General features: G+C 36.2%; 20 protein-coding genes. 14 read left to right on the top strand and 6 right to left on the bottom strand.

Annotated features, from left to right (window positions below; genetic code table 11):
* Positions 1-31: 31 nt before the first annotated feature.
* The 3 genes from ACJJVW_RS06915 to ACJJVW_RS06905 are packed head-to-tail and all read left to right on the top strand — an operon-like array spanning position 32 to position 3157.
* Positions 32-1018 carry a UDP-glucuronic acid decarboxylase family protein gene (locus ACJJVW_RS06915; RefSeq protein ID WP_339846190.1) on the top strand — a complete coding sequence of 329 codons (987 nt, stop codon included), beginning with the start codon at positions 32-34 and terminating at the stop codon, positions 1016-1018.
* Between the two features lie 2 nt (positions 1019-1020).
* Entirely contained in the window at positions 1021-2373 is a 1353-nt protein-coding gene (locus ACJJVW_RS06910) for an undecaprenyl-phosphate glucose phosphotransferase (RefSeq protein ID WP_298323442.1), read from the top strand.
* On the top strand, positions 2357-3157 hold the full coding sequence (locus ACJJVW_RS06905) for a glycosyltransferase family 2 protein (protein WP_298323444.1): 801 nt from the start codon (positions 2357-2359) through the stop codon (positions 3155-3157). Before ACJJVW_RS06910 ends, ACJJVW_RS06905 begins: the two co-directional genes overlap by 17 nt.
* Here ACJJVW_RS06905 and ACJJVW_RS06900 read toward each other — a convergent pair.
* Entirely contained in the window at positions 3154-4437 is a 1284-nt protein-coding gene (locus tag ACJJVW_RS06900; RefSeq protein WP_298323858.1) for a phenylacetate--CoA ligase family protein, read from the bottom strand. The two genes, ACJJVW_RS06905 and ACJJVW_RS06900, sit on opposite strands and share 4 nt — an antisense overlap.
* Before the next feature lie 91 nt (positions 4438-4528).
* Between ACJJVW_RS06900 and purD the strand changes: the two genes are divergently transcribed.
* Complete coding sequence (purD, locus tag ACJJVW_RS06895; protein ID WP_405251162.1) at positions 4529-5797, top strand: phosphoribosylamine--glycine ligase; 1269 nt, start codon at positions 4529-4531, stop codon at positions 5795-5797.
* Positions 5798-5801: 4 nt separating this feature from the next.
* Here the strand turns inward: purD and ACJJVW_RS06890 are convergent, their stop codons facing one another.
* On the bottom strand, positions 5802-6065 hold the full coding sequence (locus ACJJVW_RS06890) for a DUF6341 family protein (protein ID WP_108877437.1): 264 nt from the start codon (positions 6063-6065) through the stop codon (positions 5802-5804).
* An 81-nt stretch (positions 6066-6146) separates the two neighbouring features.
* Here ACJJVW_RS06890 and ACJJVW_RS06885 point away from each other — a divergent pair, with 81 nt between their 5' ends.
* The 4 genes from ACJJVW_RS06885 to ACJJVW_RS06870 all read left to right on the top strand — a co-directional run bounded on the left by ACJJVW_RS06885 (position 6147) and on the right by ACJJVW_RS06870 (position 9946).
* Complete coding sequence (locus ACJJVW_RS06885; protein WP_405251161.1) at positions 6147-7073, top strand: hypothetical protein; 927 nt, start codon at positions 6147-6149, stop codon at positions 7071-7073.
* Positions 7074-7251: 178 nt separating this feature from the next.
* Positions 7252-7863, top strand: coding sequence for a DUF4254 domain-containing protein (locus ACJJVW_RS06880; protein ID WP_339846204.1), 612 nt, complete (start codon positions 7252-7254; stop codon positions 7861-7863).
* Between the two features lie 58 nt (positions 7864-7921).
* Complete coding sequence (locus tag ACJJVW_RS06875; RefSeq protein ID WP_405251160.1) at positions 7922-8935, top strand: glycosyltransferase family 9 protein; 1014 nt, start codon at positions 7922-7924, stop codon at positions 8933-8935.
* Positions 8936-8992: 57 nt separating this feature from the next.
* On the top strand, positions 8993-9946 hold the full coding sequence (locus ACJJVW_RS06870; RefSeq protein ID WP_144782520.1) for a nitronate monooxygenase family protein: 954 nt from the start codon (positions 8993-8995) through the stop codon (positions 9944-9946).
* A gap of 234 nt (positions 9947-10180) precedes the next feature.
* On the opposite strand, the gene ACJJVW_RS06865 is transcribed toward ACJJVW_RS06870, so the two are convergent.
* From ACJJVW_RS06865 to ACJJVW_RS06850, 4 genes are all read right to left on the bottom strand, one after another.
* Positions 10181-10843: an ATP-binding cassette domain-containing protein gene (locus ACJJVW_RS06865; RefSeq protein ID WP_405251159.1), complete on the bottom strand. Its 663-nt coding sequence runs from the start codon at positions 10841-10843 to the stop codon at positions 10181-10183.
* Between the two features lie 361 nt (positions 10844-11204).
* Complete coding sequence (locus tag ACJJVW_RS06860; protein WP_405251158.1) at positions 11205-11930, bottom strand: hypothetical protein; 726 nt, start codon at positions 11928-11930, stop codon at positions 11205-11207.
* Between the two features lie 111 nt (positions 11931-12041).
* Complete coding sequence (locus tag ACJJVW_RS06855) at positions 12042-12446, bottom strand: hypothetical protein (protein ID WP_405251157.1); 405 nt, start codon at positions 12444-12446, stop codon at positions 12042-12044.
* A gap of 176 nt (positions 12447-12622) precedes the next feature.
* Positions 12623-13675 carry a ferredoxin--NADP reductase gene (locus ACJJVW_RS06850; protein ID WP_013750708.1) on the bottom strand — a complete coding sequence of 351 codons (1053 nt, stop codon included), beginning with the start codon at positions 13673-13675 and terminating at the stop codon, positions 12623-12625.
* Between the two features lie 93 nt (positions 13676-13768).
* On the opposite strand from ACJJVW_RS06850, the gene ACJJVW_RS06845 reads away from it, so the two are divergent.
* The 6 genes from ACJJVW_RS06845 to ACJJVW_RS06820 all read left to right on the top strand — a co-directional run bounded on the left by ACJJVW_RS06845 (position 13769) and on the right by ACJJVW_RS06820 (position 19841).
* The gene (locus ACJJVW_RS06845; protein ID WP_405251156.1) at positions 13769-15238 is read left to right on the top strand and encodes a DUF5687 family protein; all 1470 of its coding nucleotides are present in this window, start codon (positions 13769-13771) and stop codon (positions 15236-15238) included.
* A gap of 8 nt (positions 15239-15246) precedes the next feature.
* Positions 15247-15963, top strand: coding sequence for an ABC transporter ATP-binding protein (locus ACJJVW_RS06840; protein WP_298323481.1), 717 nt, complete (start codon positions 15247-15249; stop codon positions 15961-15963).
* A gap of 332 nt (positions 15964-16295) precedes the next feature.
* Entirely contained in the window at positions 16296-18839 is a 2544-nt protein-coding gene (locus ACJJVW_RS06835; RefSeq protein ID WP_405251155.1) for a tetratricopeptide repeat protein, read from the top strand.
* 18 nt (positions 18840-18857) lie between these two features.
* Positions 18858-19262 (top strand): polymer-forming cytoskeletal protein, encoded by a 405-nt coding sequence (locus tag ACJJVW_RS06830; RefSeq protein ID WP_298323485.1) that lies wholly within the window; start codon positions 18858-18860, stop codon positions 19260-19262.
* Positions 19231-19446, top strand: a complete 216-nt coding sequence (locus ACJJVW_RS06825) for an AtpZ/AtpI family protein (protein WP_144782510.1) — start codon at positions 19231-19233, stop codon at positions 19444-19446. Before ACJJVW_RS06830 ends, ACJJVW_RS06825 begins: the two co-directional genes overlap by 32 nt.
* 2 nt (positions 19447-19448) lie before the next feature.
* Complete coding sequence (locus tag ACJJVW_RS06820; RefSeq protein ID WP_144782508.1) at positions 19449-19841, top strand: DUF6168 family protein; 393 nt, start codon at positions 19449-19451, stop codon at positions 19839-19841.
* Positions 19842-19877: the final 36 nt, after the last annotated feature.

The raw sequence follows: 19877 nt of genomic DNA, 5'->3' as shown, positions 1-19877 counted from the left end.
TTTTAAGTCTGTATAGATTAATCAACCAACTATGAAGAGAGTTTTAATTACGGGTGCTGCAGGATTTTTAGGGTCTCATTTATGTGATAGATTTATTAAAGAAGGTTTTTATGTAATTGGTATGGATAACCTTATCACTGGTAGCCTGTCTAACATTGAGCATCTCTTTAAATTAGAGCAATTTGAGTTCCATCATCACGACGTTACAACATTTGTACATGTACCTGGTGAACTCGATTACATCTTGCATTTTGCATCACCAGCAAGTCCTATAGACTATCTTAAAATTCCTATCCAGACACTTAAAGTAGGTTCTTTAGGAACACACAACCTATTAGGGTTGGCTAAGGTTAAAAATGCCCGAATTTTGATTGCATCAACATCAGAAGTTTATGGTGATCCACTCGTGCATCCTCAGGATGAAAATTATTACGGTAATGTAAATACTATAGGACCTAGAGGGGTATATGACGAGGCAAAACGTTTTCAAGAATCTATCACGATGGCTTATCATCGTTTTCACGGTCTAGAAACTCGTATCGTACGTATATTTAATACATACGGACCTCGTATGAGACTCAATGATGGTAGAGTAATACCTGCATTTATGGGACAGGCGCTCAGGGGAGAAGATCTAACGATATTTGGTGACGGTTTACAGACTCGTTCTTTCTGCTATGTAGATGATCAAATAGAAGGGATTTACCGTCTGTTAATGAGTGATTATGCACTACCAGTAAACATAGGTAACCCAGATGAAATCACGATAAAAGACTTTGCTGAGGAGATTATAAAACTTACTGGAACAGATCAAAAGGTTATTTATCAAGATTTACCAGTAGACGACCCTATGCAACGTAAACCTGATATTTCAAAAGCAATAGAAATATTAGATTGGGAGGCTAAGGTAGACCGCAAGGAAGGCATGAGAAAGACGTTTGAATACTTTAAAAGCTTATCTCAAGAGCAATTATACAAAAGTGAACATAAAGACTTTTCAAAACACATACGCAAGTAAGTATGGCGCAACGCGTAGGTAGATATTCCTTTTATATAAGGCCCGCAATTTATGGCATAGACTTAGTGATTATTTTATTACTCGCTAAGGTGTGCCTTATCATGAATGAAAATTTTGTGGTGTTCTCATTGTATATCACGACGACTTGGATTTTTTCAACAATTAAGTCAGATTTTTATGAGGTATATAGATACACAAAGCCCACACGCATTGTCTCACTTTTACTACTACAGTTATTCATTTTTGCGCTACTTGTTTTTGCATTTTTTGGGCTATTTCAAAAAATAGATGCATCACCTGTCGACGTATTTCTATATGTATTATATGTTTTTATAGGTATAGGTATTAATAAATTTGGGATATTTTACTTGTTGAAAACATACAGGGCTGTTTTAGGAGGTAACCATCGTCGTGTTGTCATTTTAGGTTGGAATGTCCAAGTCAAGGAGCTTAAAAAGTTTTTTGATGAAAATAAAAGGTATGGCTATGTAGTGAGTAGCACCTTTGATATAAAAGACTCAAGTGTTTCTCTTGATAGCATATTTAATTACATACTAGAGCACAATGTAGATGAGGTATACTGCTCAGTAGAGCAGTTTACAAATGAAGAATTGAGAGAAATATCTGAATTTACAGATAACAATCTTAAGATATTAAAATTCATTCCAGACAGTCGCGAGATTTTCACAAAGAAACTAGAGTATCAATACCTCGGGATTACTCCTATCTTATCACTACGTACTATCCCCATAGATAAACCACTTAATCAGTTTATTAAACGGACGTTTGATATTTTTCTTTCTGTGGCCGTGCTTGTAGGAATATTGTCATGGCTCACACCTTTACTTGCTATTTTAATAAAGCTCGACTCTAAAGGAACTGTGTTTTTTAAACAGAAGCGTAATGGATTAGATTATCACGAGTTTTACTGCTATAAATTTCGTTCTATGAGAGATAATGAAGAGGCAGATATTGAGCAGGTGAGTAAAAATGATAGTCGTATTACTAGAGTAGGTAGCTTCTTGCGTAAAACGAGTATGGATGAGTTGCCACAATTTATAAATGTTCTTAAGGGAGATATGTCTGTGGTGGGGCCTAGACCGCATATGGTGAGACACACACATATGTATGCGGAGCGCATAGATAAATTTATGGTACGTCACTTTATAAAACCTGGAATTACAGGCCTTGCGCAAGTAAGTGGATATAGAGGAGAAATTGAGACCGATGAAGATATTGTGAACCGCGTAAAATTTGACATATTCTACGTAGAAAACTGGTCACTCTTTTTAGATATTAAAATTGTTTTTAATACTATTTACAAAGCTATTGTAGGAGATGACAAAGCTTACTAAAAAAGACACAGAACCACTGGTTTCAATTATCACTCCGCTATATAATGCAGCACCTTTTATTGCTCAAACTATCGCGAGTATTCAAGCACAAACGTATCAAAACTGGGAGCAAATTATCGTTGATGACTGCTCAACAGATGATTCTGTTCAAATTGTAAAAGCGCTAATAGCTCTTGATAATAGAATTAAACTTATTACGCTTTCGCGAAATAGTGGTGCCGCACACACCCGCAACATTGCAACAGAAGCTGCACAAGGTAAGTTTATAGCCTTCTTAGACTCTGATGACCTGTGGCATCGAGAAAAGTTATCTAAACAAATTGCTTTCATGCAAGAAACAAGTTGTGACGTTTCTTATACCAGCTATGTGCATATTAATGAAAATGGAAAACCACTTGGAAAACGCATCGTGGCATTACCAGAACTCACTTATAAGAAACAACATAGTAATAACTATGTGGGAAATCTCACAGGTATTTACAACAAAACCTCAATAGGCAAAATAAGCGCTCCAGATGTTAGAAAAAGACAAGACTGGGCGCTGTGGTTAGATGCTATAAAGAAGAGCGGGAAACCAGCCTTAGGTTTAAAAGAAGACCTAGCTCTTTATAGAGTACGTGAAGGCTCAATGAGCTCAAATAAATTAAATCTTGTTAAGTACAACTACCAGTTTTACAAAACTTGCCTAGGATATTCTCATGTAGCAGCCACCCTATATTTAGTACGCTTTTTCTGGGAGTATTTTGTAATGAGACCTAAGTGGATACAGCGATACGATGTCTAAGAGACTAGAGATGTAAACTGTTTGAGCTTTCCTCTATTACTACGGTTCATGATAGCTACTTTTTCATAGGATAGTTTTAGCCCATCTTCAAGATATTTGGCGGTAGCCTTTTCAATATTTATTTTCTCGTGAGCATTTAGTGGTCTTTCAGAGGTATAAATAAATGTAAAGGAATCTTGAGCAGTTTGCTCAATAATGAACTCACTTACATTGCCATCTTCCTCTATAATACTTTTGGTCACGTAATAAAATGTGAGGCCAGGAACTACTTTACCGCTAGGAAGACGTGCAATATCACTTGTTCTACCTTGAAGGTTTTCTAAAATAGGTTTTTTAAGTGTGCTCTGCGGTGATAAAGATCCCATATCACCTATATCATAGCGTATAAAAGGGTGTGCTTTGTTATAAAAAGACGTAATAACAATACGCCCTACAACACCGTAAGGCACAGGTTTATCGTTATCATCAAGAATTTCGACAAATAACAGTTCACTGTCTATCTCGAGCTGATTCTTCTTGTTTTGAAAGGCTATAAGTCCTACTTCTGAGGCTCCATATTCATTGATGATAGGGACATTAAATTGTTGTTCCATTAACTGTAAATCATCAGGAAATAGCATTTCACTGGTGACAATACATGCCTTAAGAGTAGGACAAACATCTGTGAGTATAAGTTGGTGCTTTTTCAAGTACTTAGCAAGTAATACAATGCTACTTGTGTAGCCATTTATATAATCAAATGGTGTCTTGCTAAATTTCTTAACCATATCTGCAAGCTTATGCTCGCAAAGATCAAAAATGGGAAAACGATATCTGTTGCCTAGTTTGTCCTTGAGCCTTTCCTTCCGATATCCTATTTTATTGAGAGGGATTCCATAAAAACGGGCCTGTTTTGACGTATCCAGATCAAGATGATACCAATTATACCTATGTTGAAAACTGACCCAGCTCAAGGCATGAGCAACTTTGTCTTTTGCAAAAATAAAAGGATGTCCAGAAGAACCAGAAGTATTACTCACGTATACACTCTTGCGGTCGTAGTTTTGAGAAAGTCTATTTTCAAGAGGCTGTTGTAAATCTGATTTTGTTAGCACTGGCAGTGTTTCCCAATCTTTTTCGTCTCTTTTAGTAAGAAGATTTCTATAAAATGAATTATAGATTTCGTGATGGGTAACAATTTTTTTTTTCTGCTCAGATATATAAGCCGCATACTGATTTTCTGGGATGTCTATGATACGTTGCAATTCCGCTTTCGCGAAAGCGGTATCAAATCCTTTCATTTTTAAAGCCCAGTTGAATAAATTCACATCGTCTTAATTAGGGAGCCAAAATACAAACATTTATTTTTGTCTAAACGCAAAATATACCATAATGAATATCTTAATCTTAGGTTCTGGAGGACGCGAGCATACATTTGCTTATAAACTAGCACAGAGCGAGCAATGTGATTCACTTTTTGTTGCACCAGGTAATGCAGGTACTGCTCAAATTGCAACGAATGTTGCCATAGGCGTAACCGATTTTGAAGCCATCAAAGCTTTAGTGATTAAGGAACAAATAACAATGGTTGTTGTAGGACCTGAGGATCCGCTTGTGCAAGGAGTATATGACTTCTTTAAAGCAGATGAGTCTCTTAAAAACGTTGCTGTAATTGGCCCAAGCAAGGAAGGAGCAGAACTTGAAGGAAGCAAGGAGCGAGCAAAAGAATTTATGATCGCTCATGATATTCCTACGGCTGCCTACGAAGCTTTTACAGCAGAAACACTAGAGAAAGGACAAGCTTTTTTAGAAACTTTAAATCCTCCATATGTATTAAAAGCAGATGGTCTTGCGGCGGGTAAAGGAGTTTTAATTATAGAAGATCTTAATGAGGCAAAGGAGGAACTAGCAAGTATGCTTGGTGGTAAATTTGGCGATGCAAGTACAACCGTAGTGATTGAAGAGTTTCTAGACGGAATCGAGCTTAGTGTATTTGTGCTAACAGATGGTAAAAACTATAAAGTGCTTCCTACTGCCAAAGATTACAAACGCATAGGTGAAGGTGATAAAGGACTTAACACCGGAGGAATGGGTGCAATAAGCCCAGTGCCATTTGCAGATGATACTTTTATGAAAAAAATAGAAGACTGTATTGTTAAGCCTACGGTTAATGGTCTTACTAAAGAAAATATAGATTACAAGGGATTCATATTTATTGGTCTTATCAAAGTAGGAGATGACCCCAAGGTAATTGAGTACAATGTACGCATGGGTGATCCTGAGACAGAGGTAGTATTACCACGTATCCAGTCTGATCTTGTATCACTTTTTAAAGCGGTTGATAATCAAACATTAGACCAGCAAGAGTTTAAGCTAGATCCTAGAAGTGCGGCAACAGTGATGCTTGTTTCTGGTGGATATCCAGAGGCATATGACAAAGGAAAAGTAATTACAGGGCTTGAAAAAATTGAAGGTTCTATAGCTTTTCATGCAGGAACTACAGAAAAAGATGGCGCAGTAGTTACTAATGGTGGTAGAGTGATTGCCATCACTTCCTTCCATGAAGATTACAGAGAGGCCATAAAAAAATCCTACCAGAATATAGAAAAACTACATTTTGGTAGGATGAATTATCGTACAGATATAGGTTTTGACCTATAGTAAATTAAAGGTTGCTTTCTAGCTCGCTGTTTTTACCTAAGAAACCGTGAGCTTTTGCCTCGCGGTATTCTGTATCGTTATCGTCATACTTTTTGATTTCCATAACCCAGTATACGATAGCTGCAGCACAAATAAGCATAAAGAACCAGTTGATTCCGTTAGCTAGCCACCAGTTGCTCAGTTCTAATTCTGCAAGTGCGTTGAAAGGTGCAAATAAAGTTGCTTCTGCAAATTCTTGGATGCCTTCGTAAAGTCCTGTCAAACTCATAATGTTGTATGTTTACAATATTGAAATCTTAATTATGCATCTTATAAAGATGTTATTGCAAAAATAGGAAAAAAACTAGCTATGCTCACAAGATTTTTTGGGTCATCAAAACCACTGGCTATTGCAATTGTTTTGATATATATGACCTTGGGCTTTTTTTTTAGTCATAGGGACATAATTACCGAGCCATTTACATGGCTAAACACATTTACAACAATAGGTATGTGGATACTTTATGTGCTCACAATGTTTATATTAAGTTTTGTTTCTCAAAAAAATGATCTTACGAAGCGATCTTCTTATGGAGTACTTCTATTTGCAGCATTTAGCCTAGCATTACCAGTCGCTCTAAAGGATCACGCCATATTAATAGCGGGGTTTTTTATCTTAATCGCTCTGCGTAGGATCATCAGTTTCAAGTCAGAATTACACATGGAGCGCAAGATTTTTGATGCGACTTTCTGGATATTGCTAGCTTCACTGGCTTTCTATTTTAGCTGGTTATATGTTGTAGCAATCTACCTTGCTTTTCTTTTTTATAGGATTACCGTAGTAAGATATTTGTTTATTCCACTACTAGCATTACTGAGTTTTAGTGTGATTTATTATTCCATTTTATTATTTCAAGTGGCTGATCCGTTTGAGGTGTCGTTATCATTTCAATCTATATCGCTAGATTTTACAGCTTATAATAATCTACAGGTGCTCGCTGCAATCGCTTTCTTTATAGGGACATTATTATGGACCATCTGGAAATATCTAGGCGAACAACGAAGGGCTTCTACGGGATCAAAAAGTAGATACTCGGTTGTTTTAGGAATACTAGCTGTGGGATTACTGGTAATCTTGTTTACAACCACAAAAACAGGAGCAGAGTGGTATTTTATTATACCCGTAATGACCATTATTGTAAGCAATTATCTAGAAAACACGGAGAGCCTGTTGTTTAAAGAAAGCTTATTATGGTTTATCGTATTATTACCTATTCTTATTCATCTACTACCTTAATTACGTCATTCTTACTCATAAATTAAGCGATGCTATTATGACTTATAGCAGGCAACAATTCCAAATCAAAAAATAATATCTTTGTAAACAATGCATGTTGCACGTATTCTTTAGGAGATTTAACCGTTATCCGACGTACTTCGCATTATAGAACAATTACATTATAGAAAACAATTTTATGTTTACAGAAAAGGCAAACGCCATTTTTAAAGAAGCAATCGACACCTATCATTTAGTAAATACGGTAGACCAACCATTTATCAATAAATATGATAAAGGCGAAGATTTATTGGGCCACCTATTGTACAGAAAATGCTGGATAGATACGGTACAGTGGCATTATGAAGACATCATTCGTGATCCGCAGATTGATCCAGTTGCAGCCTTGACACTAAAACGTAAGATTGATGCGTCTAACCAAGATCGTACGGATATGGTAGAATATATAGACAGCTATTTCCTTGAAAAATATAACAGCGTTGAGGTTAAAGAAGGCGCTACCATTAATACAGAAAGTCCGGCTTGGGGAGTAGATCGCTTATCTATTCTAGCACTCAAAGTATACCATATGAACGAGGAAGCAACTCGTACAGATGCTAGTGATACGCATCTTGCTGCTTGTAAAACAAAACTTGACATATTACTTGAGCAACGAGTAGATCTTTCGACAGCGATAGATACCTTACTTGAGGATATCTCAAAGGGAGATAAGTACATGAAAGTCTACAAGCAGATGAAGATGTACAATGACGATGAGCTCAACCCAGTACTGCGCAACATCAAAAAATAATTATCTGTTGAAGGTTTTAGTTTGAAATCGATAAACCCTTCACAAGTCCGGCTGTATAATGGCTCAACAAAAACACATGCTCATCATTCGTCTTTCTGCAATGGGAGACGTTGCGATGACAGTGCCTGTGGTTTACGCTTTCGCGAAAGCGAACCCAGAAATAAAAATATCTTTTCTTTCAAAACCTTTTTTTAGGCCTATTGTAGAAGCAATACCTAATGTAACTTTTATCGCTGCTGAAGTAAATACCATACACAAAGGTGTAAGCGGTATGTGGAAATTATCGCGCCAACTTAAAAAGTTAGAAATTACTCATGTAGCAGATATGCACAATGTAATTCGGTCAAAAATGCTACGTAAGTTTCTTAATCTTCCCAGCGTTTGCTTAGATAAAGGTAGACCAGATAAAAAAGCACTCACTAGAAGTACAGATAAAGTTTTTAAAGCCCTTAAAACCACAATAGCTAGATATCAAGATGTCATTGAAGGGTTAGATGGACGTCATTTTATACCAGAACCACTCCCTAAACCTAACAAACAAAATGAAGTTGTAGAGTTTACTGCTGGTTGTCACAAAAAGTGGATTGGCATTGCGCCATTTGCAGCACATCAAGGAAAGCAATATCCACTAGACTTGATGGAACAAGTTATTAGAGAGTTAGATGGTAAGAAGGAATATAATTTATTCCTTTTTGGAGCGCCAGATGAGGTGGAGATACTTAAAGACCTTTCGCAAGGTTGTGCAATGGCAAAGGTGGTTGCCGGAAAACTCAAATTCAAAGAAGAAATTAATCTTATCAGTCAGCTGGATGGTATGATCGCTATGGATAGCGGTAATGCACACCTAGCAGCAATGTATGGGATTCCTACCATAACGTTGTGGGGAGTAACGCACCCACATGCAGGATTTGCACCATTTAATCAAGAAGCAAACTGCCTACTTTCAGATAGAAAAAAGTATCCACAAATACCGACTTCTATTTATGGAAACGTCGTGCCAGAAGGCTATGAGGATGTGATGACAACCATCTTACCTATTGATATTGTTGATAAAGTGACGACTATAATCTAGCCTAAAAGTATTATGCATGCATAGTAAGATTGATTATATTTGTTTAAATTGAATGTTATGAGCACAACAAAACCTACCCTAAAAGATTTACTTGGAATTACACATCCTATCATTATGGCACCTATGTTTTTGGTATCTAATGTAGCGATGCTCAAAGCCGGAATGGAAAACGGAATTGCTGCTTGTGTGCCAGCACTCAATTATAGAACGATAGATGAGCTTAAGGCTGCAATTACTGAGCTTAAGGCTGCCAAAGTTCCTGGAGGAGCTTTTGGTATTAACCTCATTGTAAATAAGTCAAACATGAAATACCCTGCACAGCTGGAAGCGGCTTGTGAGCTAGGGGTAGACTTTATAATTACATCCTTAGGATCACCACAAATGGTGATTGAGCAGGCAAAACCTAAAGGAATCAAAGTATTTTGTGATGTAACAGACCTTGGTTATTCAAAAAAGGTAGAGGCTATGGGCTGTGATGCTCTTGTGGCTGTAAATAATCAAGCAGGAGGACACAGAGGTAACATCGCTCCCGAAGCATTAATAAAAGAACTTAATGAAAACTGTACAATTCCAGTAATCACTGCTGGAGGCGTTGCAAATAAACAAGATCTCGAACGCGCCATGTCTTACGGTGCCATAGGAGCAAGTATAGGAAGCCCTTTTATAGCATCAGAAGAGGCTCCAGTATCTCAAGAATACAAGCAAGCGTGTGTAGACTTTGGAGCTAAGGATATCGTGATGACTCAAAAGATTTCTGGTACACCTTGTACTGTCATAAACACGCCTTACGTTCAAAAGATAGGGACTAAGCAAACGTGGTTAGAAGGCTTACTCAACAAGAATAAGAAACTTAAGAAGTGGGTAAAAGCGATTCGCTTTGCAAAAGGAATGCGTGACACCACAAAAGCTGCTCAGAGTGCTACTTATAAAACAGTCTGGGTAGCAGGTCCATCCATAGAAGAAACGACTGCTATAGAGCCTGTAGCTACTATTATTAAGAAGTTTATATAGAAGTACGCTTTCGCGAAAAAATGAACTGTCATCTCGACGCTAGGAGAGATCACACAAGTAGCTTCGGAATATAGCTCCGCAAGTAGCGTTTTAAAATTTCTCATATAACGTTCTCACTCTTATGCGATTTCTCGTCACTCGTACCTCGCTCTGTCGAAATGACTACAGATTGTCATCTCGACGCTAGGAGAGATCACACAAGTAGCTCAAGGCGCAAATTTTCAGAAAGTCAAATCACTTCAAATAACCAAAATCTTTCAAATCTTGTGAGGTATGAACTTCATGAGCAACACCATCTTTTAATACCAAGTTCTTAGTAGAAACGTCAAATACATCTGTATAATAGTGATCTGTGAGTATGATTCCTTTTTTCGCTTTAAGCGAAATTAAAAACTCTTTTATTTTTTCCTTGTAAAGCGGTTCTATCATAGAGAAAGGCTCATCAAGCATCAAAAATGGATGGGTGAGGTTTGCGACAAGTAGTAATTCTAGATAGCGTATTTCTCCCATGGAGAGTAGGCCTGCCTTTCTTGAAGCAATTTTCTCAATAAATGGAGCTCTAAAGATGGTGTCTTGAGCATCACCACTTTCATGAAATAGCGGAATAATATCTCTCACTTTTAAATGCTTGGGTAAGAAACTTTCTTGCGGTAAGTAACCAATAAGTTGCTCAGGTATGACGGTCTTAGGAGTTATGGATGTATCATTTATGCTAAGCTCTAAGCGCGTAGGTTTAAGGGTTCCAAAAAGAATTTTGAGAAGAGTAGATTTTCCACATCCGTTTTTTCCAAAAAGTCCTAAGACATCTCCTGTACTAAGATTAAAAGATACATCTGTGAGTATGTTTTTCCTTCCAAAGTTTTTGTAGAGACCGTGTACATTGAGTTCATTTTTCATAGAAAGGGAAGAACAAATACAGTGAGTATACAGGCAAGAACAAAATTTACCGCCCATGCACGTAGTATCAGATAGCGCTTTGTAAAACCAAGATTATAATACATATAATATTGCTGCTTCTGAAAATACGCAAATGCCAAAACGCCTAAACCAGTGCCAAAAACTCCAAAAATAATGATAGTGGTAATTATCCCTACAGAAACGCGTTCACTAGCGGGAACGTGAACTAGCCCAAACAGTAAGCAAATGCCTGCGGCGTATAAAGTTACATTACGGTAATAGGTCCACATGGATTAAAAGTAGGGAGAGTAATTGTTTTTGCAAATGAGTAATGATGGTTAAAAAGCAGGGGTTATAAACCTTAAGAATTATTCAAAAATCTAAAGAGCTTTCTTAAGTCATTATCTTCCTTAAAGGATAACTTTTCATCTTTCATAAAGGTTTTTACTGCATTAGACTCATTATCAAATTGATTGATAATAGAAGATTTTTTTAGTTTTATCTTTATTATTTCATCATTTTGAGAGATGTAATAATTACTATTTATAACTATTTGATCATTTAAATTACCCCTATATGGGTCTGATCCTCTTTGTATAAGCTCTGCTTTGAAGTCTTTTAATAATGTCTTTCCATTATAATTTCCTAACTCTTGAAAGAGAACAAATTTATTTTCTTTCTTAAAATACTTAACTACATAAGGATTGTAGTTAATGTTTACTTTTTTAATGTCACCAAGTTCAAATATGTACACAGATTCCTCTGATATTTTTGATTCAAATGAACCTTTATAAGCGTTAATATTGAAGTTTTGCTCTAAGACATATTTTTTGCCATTATTTAATTCAATTACAGCATTGTTTTCCCAATTTTCAAATACGTAATATGACCCTTCAACATTAGTTGGCGAAGAAGAAAACATACTCGAACTTCCTGATGCTGTGCCTATAGTATTAGGTGCTCCAGCATTTGATATAGAGGAAAGAGCATTAAAATTAGTCTCGGTAACACTACTTTGCTGTCCAAAGAGCGAAAATGTGGTTAAAATAAATATTGTAGCGACATGTAGGGATTGTATAAGTTTCATGATTAGATGTTTACAGTTAAAACATCAATGTAATAAATATAAATAGTTTTACATGAAATGTAGATAACATTAACTAATTGAATATAAGCTGTTTGTTGATATTCTTGATTGCTATATTTTATAGACTCCCTTACCACCATGTTGAGCGATGACAAGGCTATTAAATTCCTTTAAAAATGATTTTTTATCTAAGGCATGCTTTTCTGCAGTTGCTCTAAGTCCTTTTTTGAGCGTAGCATTTTTCTTAAGAATGGAAACTAAAAACCAAATAAGTATAGCTATTATTAAGACTCCTAGTGCGAGCATTGTCATTTCTATAATATTCTTCTCTGAATAAGTAACACGTTTTCCAGAAATAAAAATGTTGTAAATACCAAATAGTCCAGCTACTGCAAAACCTACATATCTTACATTATAGGTAGTCTTCATAAACAATATATAGCTATCAACGTGGGCTTGAAGTTCTTGAGCTGGTAGTGTAGATAATATTGGGAATTCTTGTAGGTTTACATCCATTGTTTAATTTGTTTAGTGATTTCTTTTACTTGCTATCTTTTTGTCGAAATTTTCATTCTCCTAAAAAGAAGCCTGCAATATATCTACAAATGATAAGTACATGCAAGTGTTTAAAAAGAAAAAACTCATTAAGTAGCTATACCTAATGAGTTTTAAAAATATGTTATCGTAAAAGACTACACATCATCATAGTCTACCACAATCGAAGCTGAGGTAGGGTGCGCCTGGCAGGTAAGTATTAATCCTTCGGCTACTTCTGAGTCTGTTAAGATTTGGTTTTGTGACATTACTGCTGTTCCTTCTGTTACACGCGCAATGCAGCTGCTGCATATGCCGCCTTGACAAGAATGTGGAGCATCTATGTCTTGATCTAAAGCTGCATCAAGAATGACAGCATCTTTCTCCATAGTAAATTCAAACTCCTCATCGTCACAAACTACTTTGATAGCAGTTTTACCATCTAGGTTGGCGTCAATAGTCACCTCTTCTGTACTTGCTGTAAAAAGTTCGAAGTGTATGTTTTCTTCTTTGGTGTCGTTTTCCTTAAGCACTTTAGAAACTTCTTTAATCATGGCTTCTGGACCACATAAGAAGTACTCGTTAAAGTCATTTGCCGCATATTTATTTTTCACTACAAAATTAACTGTAGCTTTCATTATACGTCCAAAATGTGCTCCATCTACTCGTGTTTGAGAGTAAATAAACTCTATAGAGAAACGATCTTTATATTGGTCACGTAAGGCTATTAACTCATCGCGGAACATAGCTTCTTCTTCGGTGCGGTTTCCGTACACTAGAACAAATTTACTATCTGCAGACTGTGATAAAGTAGTCTTAATCATTGATAAGATAGGCGTGATTCCTGATCCTGCGGCAAAGGCTGCGTAGGTTTGCGCTTTCGCGAAAGCGGAATTTTCAATTTTAAATCGTCCTTCTGGTGTATGAACATCCATGGTATCACCTTCCTTTAACTCACGGTTTGCATAGGTGGAAAAAGTACCATTCTCAACTTCTTTTATCGCAACAGTAAGTCCTTCTTGAGGAGTACTGCAAAGAGAATATGCGCGACGAACTTCCTCGCCATTAATTTGAGTTTTTAAAGTTATATATTGTCCTGCAGAGAAGTTGAAATCTTCTTTAAGTGAATCTGGAACAGCAAAAGTTACTGCCACAGATTTTTCTGTAACGCGCGTAATGCTTTGTATATGAAGTGTATGGAATTGTGACATTATATTTTTTTTGTAAAAATACAAACGATTGCGTTTTGTATGTAACATTATCGAGAGTTTAAATACCTATACCTCGCTAAATAACCTGTAATTATGGTAAAACAATTTATAAGTCTAGAGTGGAAGGCTTTTTTTAGAAGTGCTTCTTTTCAAACCAACCTCGCCCTCAAGATCTTAATGATTTTTGGGGTGTTGATGATGATATTGTACTTAGGAGGTGCAGGTGTAGGACTCTATTTCCTTCTTGAGAAAATGGATCTCGAACCATTTACTACGGTAAATATGTTTATGATTTATTATGTAGTAGGTGATCTTATTATACGATATATGGGTCAGAAAATGCCAGTAGTAAATATCAAGCCGCTGTTACTACTGCCTTTTAAGAAAACCAAAATTGTAAAATTTGCATTAGGCAAGACGGTGCTTTCTTTCTGGAACTGGATGCATGCTTTTTTCTTTATTCCATTTTCTATTGTATTAATTACACAAGACTTTAATCCGCTGGGAGTATTGGTATGGCATATTGCAATGTTCTGTTTTATATATGCAAATAACTTTATCAATGTCTTTTTGAATGATAAGCTGTGGTTAGTGATAGGTACGGGAGTGCTTTTTGCACTTCTAGGCGCTGCTCAGTATTATGAATATTTTGATATTACTGCTTTCACTCAGCCATTCTTTCAAGGGTTGTATGAAGTGAAGTGGACGGTTATTTTCCCCATAGCACTACTTGCTGTGGTGGCAACCATCGCATTTAAATATTTCTTAGCACGATTATACCTTGATGCAGGGCTGGCAAAAAAGGTGAGTAAAGCAAGCGGTGGAGATTTAGGATGGTTAGACCGTTTTGGGAAACAGTCTACATTTCTCAAAAATGACATTAGACTTATAATGAGAAATAAACGCTCTAAGACTACGGTCTTTATGAGTATGATGTTTTTGTTTTATGGATTGTTGTTTTTTGGAGATGCTATAGAGGTTTATAGTGGTCCGTTCTGGATGATGTTTGCGGCAGTGTTTGTGTCGGGAGGGTTTTTGTTCAGTTTTGGTCAGTTTGTTCCATCATGGGATAGTGCTTACTATCCGCTCATGATGACGCAAAATATCGCTTATAAAGAGTATTTAAAATCAAAGTGGTTACTAGTGGTAATCGCCACTCTTATCTCTGCAATACTTTGTATTCCTTATGTTTACTTTGGGGTAGATGTGCTACTCGCCATCATTGTTGGCGCCATTTTTAATATGGGAATTAACGCTCACTTAGTGTTACTTGGTGGTGCGTTTATAAAAACACCTATAGACTTACAGAGTGGTAAAAAAGCCTTTGGTGATAAGAGCTCTTTTAACCTTAAAACATTACTCGTGAGCTTGCCAAAAATGCTTGGACCAATGGCTTTATATGCTATAGGCCACTTTACAGTGGGGCCTATGCTAGGGTACGCACTTGTTGCTATAGTAGGGTTGATAGGTTTTGCCTTTAGAGATAAAGTGTTTGACCAGATTATTAAAATATATAAGAGCGAGAAGTATAAAACGCTTGATGCTTACAAACAAACTAAATAACAGAGACTATGATTACTATAAACAACTTATCAAAATCATATAGTGGAGTAACAGTTCTTAATCTTGAAGGTTTTGAGATTCCTAAGGGACAATCATTTGGACTCGTAGGTAATAACGGCGCGGGTAAAACAACACTTTTTAGCTGTTTGCTAGATCTTATCCAGCCTACTTCTGGTTATATAGAAAATGGTGGAGTAAAGGTAAATGAAAGTGAAGACTGGAAAACACACACCGCATCTTTTATAGACGAGACTTTTCTCATAGGTTACTTAACACCAGAGGAATACTTTTACTTTATAGGAGACTTGAGAGGCGAGAATAAGGCAGATGTAGATGCGTTACTTGCAACTTTTGAAGATTTCTTTAATGATGAGATTATAGGAAAGCGCAAGTATTTGCGTGATCTCTCTAAGGGAAATCAGAAAAAAGTGGGTATCGTGGCAACGCTTATAGGAAAGCCTGATGTTATTATTCTTGATGAACCTTTTGCAAATCTGGACCCAACTACGCAAATAAGACTCAAAGGAATTATCAAGCAAATGGCCATTGACAAGGAGGTTACAGTACTTGTTTCAAGTCATGACTTACAGCATGTTACAGAAGTTTGTGAGCGTATTGTAGTGCTTGAGAAAGGAGAACTTGTAAAGGACATTATTACCTCACCAGCGACTCTTAAAGAGTTAGAAGGTTATTTTGCTGGTAATGAGGTGATCACAGAGATATAAGTTTTAGGTAAAAAAAAATGGTCACAATAAAGCAACCATTTCCTAAGTTCCCCAACTTAATTGTTCAAACCGTTTAAACGGCTTGAATTGTAAATGTACTAAAGTGCTTGCAATCAATGATGAACATGGGGTAATTTTTATAATAAAAATTCAAACGATTGCGTAAAATGTCTTTTTGCTGCTTATTTGTTGTGAAGAGGATATTTCTTACTAAGTGAATACTATTTAATTACTGATAGAAATCTTCGTTTTTTCAAAAAGAAGCGTATTTTTACGAGCTTCCATACTAATAAAGGTAAATTACAGTTCCTTTTAGTAAAAACAAATAAGGTTTGAAATTACTCTTAAAACGTTTATTCATTACTGGTGTTGTCACACTATCTCTATCGAGTTGTTCTCGTAAGAACGATTCTTTTTTGAGTCGTAACTTCCATGCTGTTACTACAGAGTTTAATACTTTATATAACGGTAATGTAGCCCTTGAAGAAGGCAAAAGCTCGCTCGTGCAAACCTTTAATGATAATTACTGGGATATCTTACCCATTGAGCGTATCGTTTTTGAGGAAAATACGGCACTAGGAGAAGAGAACAGAGATCCTAATTTTCTAAGAGCAGAAGAAAAGGCTATCAAAGCAATACAAAACCATGCTATGAAGATAGATGGTGAGGAGCGTAATCCACAAATGGATGAAGCTTTTCTTCTTTTAGGTAAAGCACGTTATTATGATCAGCAGTTTGTGCCTGCACTAGAGGCCTTTAATTACGTGCTGGCATACTATCCTAAAAGTAATAATATAGCGCAAGCCAAAGTCTGGAAAGAAAAGACGAATATCCGCCTTGAAAATAATGAGGTTGCAATTGCTAACCTTGAGAAAATATTTAAGGTTGAAAATAAATTAAAGGATCAAGACATTGCAGATGCAAAGGCGATGCTTGCTCAAGCATATCTCAATTTAAATAAACTAGATAGTGCTCTTATTTACATTAAAGACGCTTCAAAATTAACTCGTAAATCTGAAGAGAGAGGTCGTTATAATTATATTAAGGGACAACTCTACAATCGTTTAGAAGAAAAGGATAGTGCAAACCTAGCATTCCAAGAAGTAATTGATCTTAATAGAAAGATTCCCCGCAAGTATCACATAAACGCTCATATAGAGCAGATACGTAATTATGATTATCAAGAAGCAGATACTCTGCTTTTGAGAGAGCGCTTGGATAAGATGGTACTTAACCGTGAAAACAGACCATTTTTAGATAAAATCTATTATGCAAAGGCAGACTTCTTTATGAAAACAGGAAGAGAAGACTCTGCAATTGCAAATTATAATAAGTCGTTGAGACAAAGTAGTACAGATGATTATTTGCTTTCTAGAGATTACCTAGCACTTGCAGACTATAGTTTTGAGCAAGCCTCTTATAAAATTGCAGGAGCTTATTATGATAGCGTTATAGGTAAGATAAGTGATCGCAGCCGCGAGTATCGTACGATCAAGAAAAAGCGTGAGAATTTAACCGACGTTATAGATTACGAAAACCTTACACAGCGCAATGACAGTATTATAGCGCTTGTTACACTTTCTGAAGATTCGCTTACAGCTTATTTCGATAACTATATTGCTCAAATTAAAGCAAAGAAAGCGGCAGATTCTATTGCGCGCATTGATAACATACGAAACAATGAATTTTTTAATGCTTCAAGCAGTGGAGGAAGGGCAATAGGAGGTGAGCCAGGAGAATTTTATTTCTATAATGATGTAGCTGTTTCTTATGGGAAACAGTCTTTTGAAAAAAGATGGGGAAAGCGTCGCCTTGTAGATGGGTGGAGATTATCTTCTACACAGTCTGTACCACTCAATTCTGGTACGTTGCCAGTAGCTTTAGATAACCCAGAGCTTGATGGTGAGAAGGCGATGACTGCGGCAGATTATATTGCAACCTTACCAAGAGAGAAAACGCAGGTAGATAGTTTATTAAAAGAACGTGACTTTGCATACTTTCAACTAGGGCTTATTTACAAGGAAAAGTTTAAAGAATATCCTTTGGCAGCGCAGCGATTAGAAAAATTGTTAGCTTTTAATCCAGATGAAAAGTTAGTGCTTCCTGCATTATACAATCTCTACCAAGTGTATGGGGCTATGAACGCTTCCGCGAAAGCGAATACTTATAAAAATAAAATCACAGCGGAATATCCAGACTCTCGTTATGCTACCCGCATTAATAATCCAGACAAAGCATTAGAAGCCGACGCAGAGTCGCCAGAAGAGGTGTACAAAGGATTATATAAGAGATTCCAAAATCAAAACTTTGCAAATCTTGAGAGTGACTTAAATAAAAGGATAGACCAATTTTATGGGGATCCATATTTACCAAAATTTGAATTACTCAAGGCAACAGTCGCTGGTAGATATGAAGGTTATGATGCTTATAAAAAAGGGTTGAGCTATGTAGCACTCACATATCCTCGCACAGAAGAAGGAAAAAAAGCACAAAGCTTACTTCAAAATGCGCTACCTACCATGAAGTTTGATCAGTTTGATGACGAGGCAATTGCAATTAACTATAAAATAGTCTACCCATTTAATAACAGTAATATTCAAGGAGCAAAGGATTTACAGAAAAAGCTTTTAGAAAGCTTTGATGAGGTGGGTTATACGGAGTTCTCAACCTCCATTGATGTTTATGACGCACAACAATCGTTTGTTGTAGTTCATTTTTTAAGTAGCCGCAGGCAAGCAGAAGGTCTCGTAGAGTTGCTTAGTACTAATAAAGATATTTTGATAACATTACCTAGTATGGTAATCGCTTCAGAGAATTATAAAATAATACAAATGCATAAAAATCTTGATGCCTACAAAGCACAAGATTCAAATTAACTGACTAATTTTTTACCGATGTTTTCAGACAATAAGAAAGGAAAAGGACCTGACCTCACTAACCAGCAGAACCGCATAAGCCAGGGTACAACACTTAAAGGGGATGTAACCTCAGAAGGTGGTTTCCGTATTGATGGAGTTATACATGGTAATATTACATCACCTAATAAAATCGTTATAGGAAAAACAGGTGTGGTCATAGGAACTCTTATTTGTAATGACGCAGATGTAGAAGGTAAAATAGAAGGTAAATTAGAAATTAAAAACCTTCTTTCTATTAAAACAGCTGCTCATATTGAAGGCGAAGTAATTACTGGTAAACTAGCGGTAGAGCCAGGAGCAACCTTTAATGCATCTTGCGTTATGAAGGGAAGCGTAAAATCATTGTCAAATGGCAAAGGAAAAGAAGAACGTTCAGCTTAATAAATGGGTTAAATTTTCCACCATACCTTTCCAGATGGGTGTAACTATCTACTTAGGTAATTTATTAGGAAAATGGCTCGATGTGCGGTATGAGGCAAATTGGCTAGAGACTACAATCACATTATTATCAGTTTTTCTTTCCATTTATATAGTAATCAAAGGAGTAATACAACTTAACAAGTAGTCGTGATAAAAAAATTACTCTTGTATGTAATCATTGCTGTAATCACTTTTTTTATAAGTTACAGCTTGCATAATTACTTGTTAACGTCACTAGATAGCTCTCCTCCTTACAGCTTGAGAGATGTATATATCTTTCATGCTTCATTATCTCTATTTTTTGTTTTAACATTTGAGCTCATAATTTATTTTTTAAAAGAGTTTAAGGATCAAATAGGATTTTTATACCTAGGATCTATTGTTTTAAAAATGATGCTCTTCTTTGTGATTTTTAGAGAATTGCTGTCTACAAGCTTGCAATTAACAAAGTCAGATAAATTATCATTACTCATTCCTATTGCTATTTTCATAATTTATGAGGTGATGGTGGTTGTTAAAATGCTAAACAGAGCGGATTAATTTTGAAATAATTAAGAAATGCATTTTATTTTCAAG

It is taken from the genome of Dokdonia sp. Asnod3-C12, from assembly GCF_045063975.1.
Classification (GTDB): Bacteria; Bacteroidota; Bacteroidia; order Flavobacteriales; family Flavobacteriaceae; genus Dokdonia.
The sequence above is the reverse complement of the archived record's forward strand: the minus strand, read 5'-3'. Positions and strand labels throughout refer to the sequence as shown.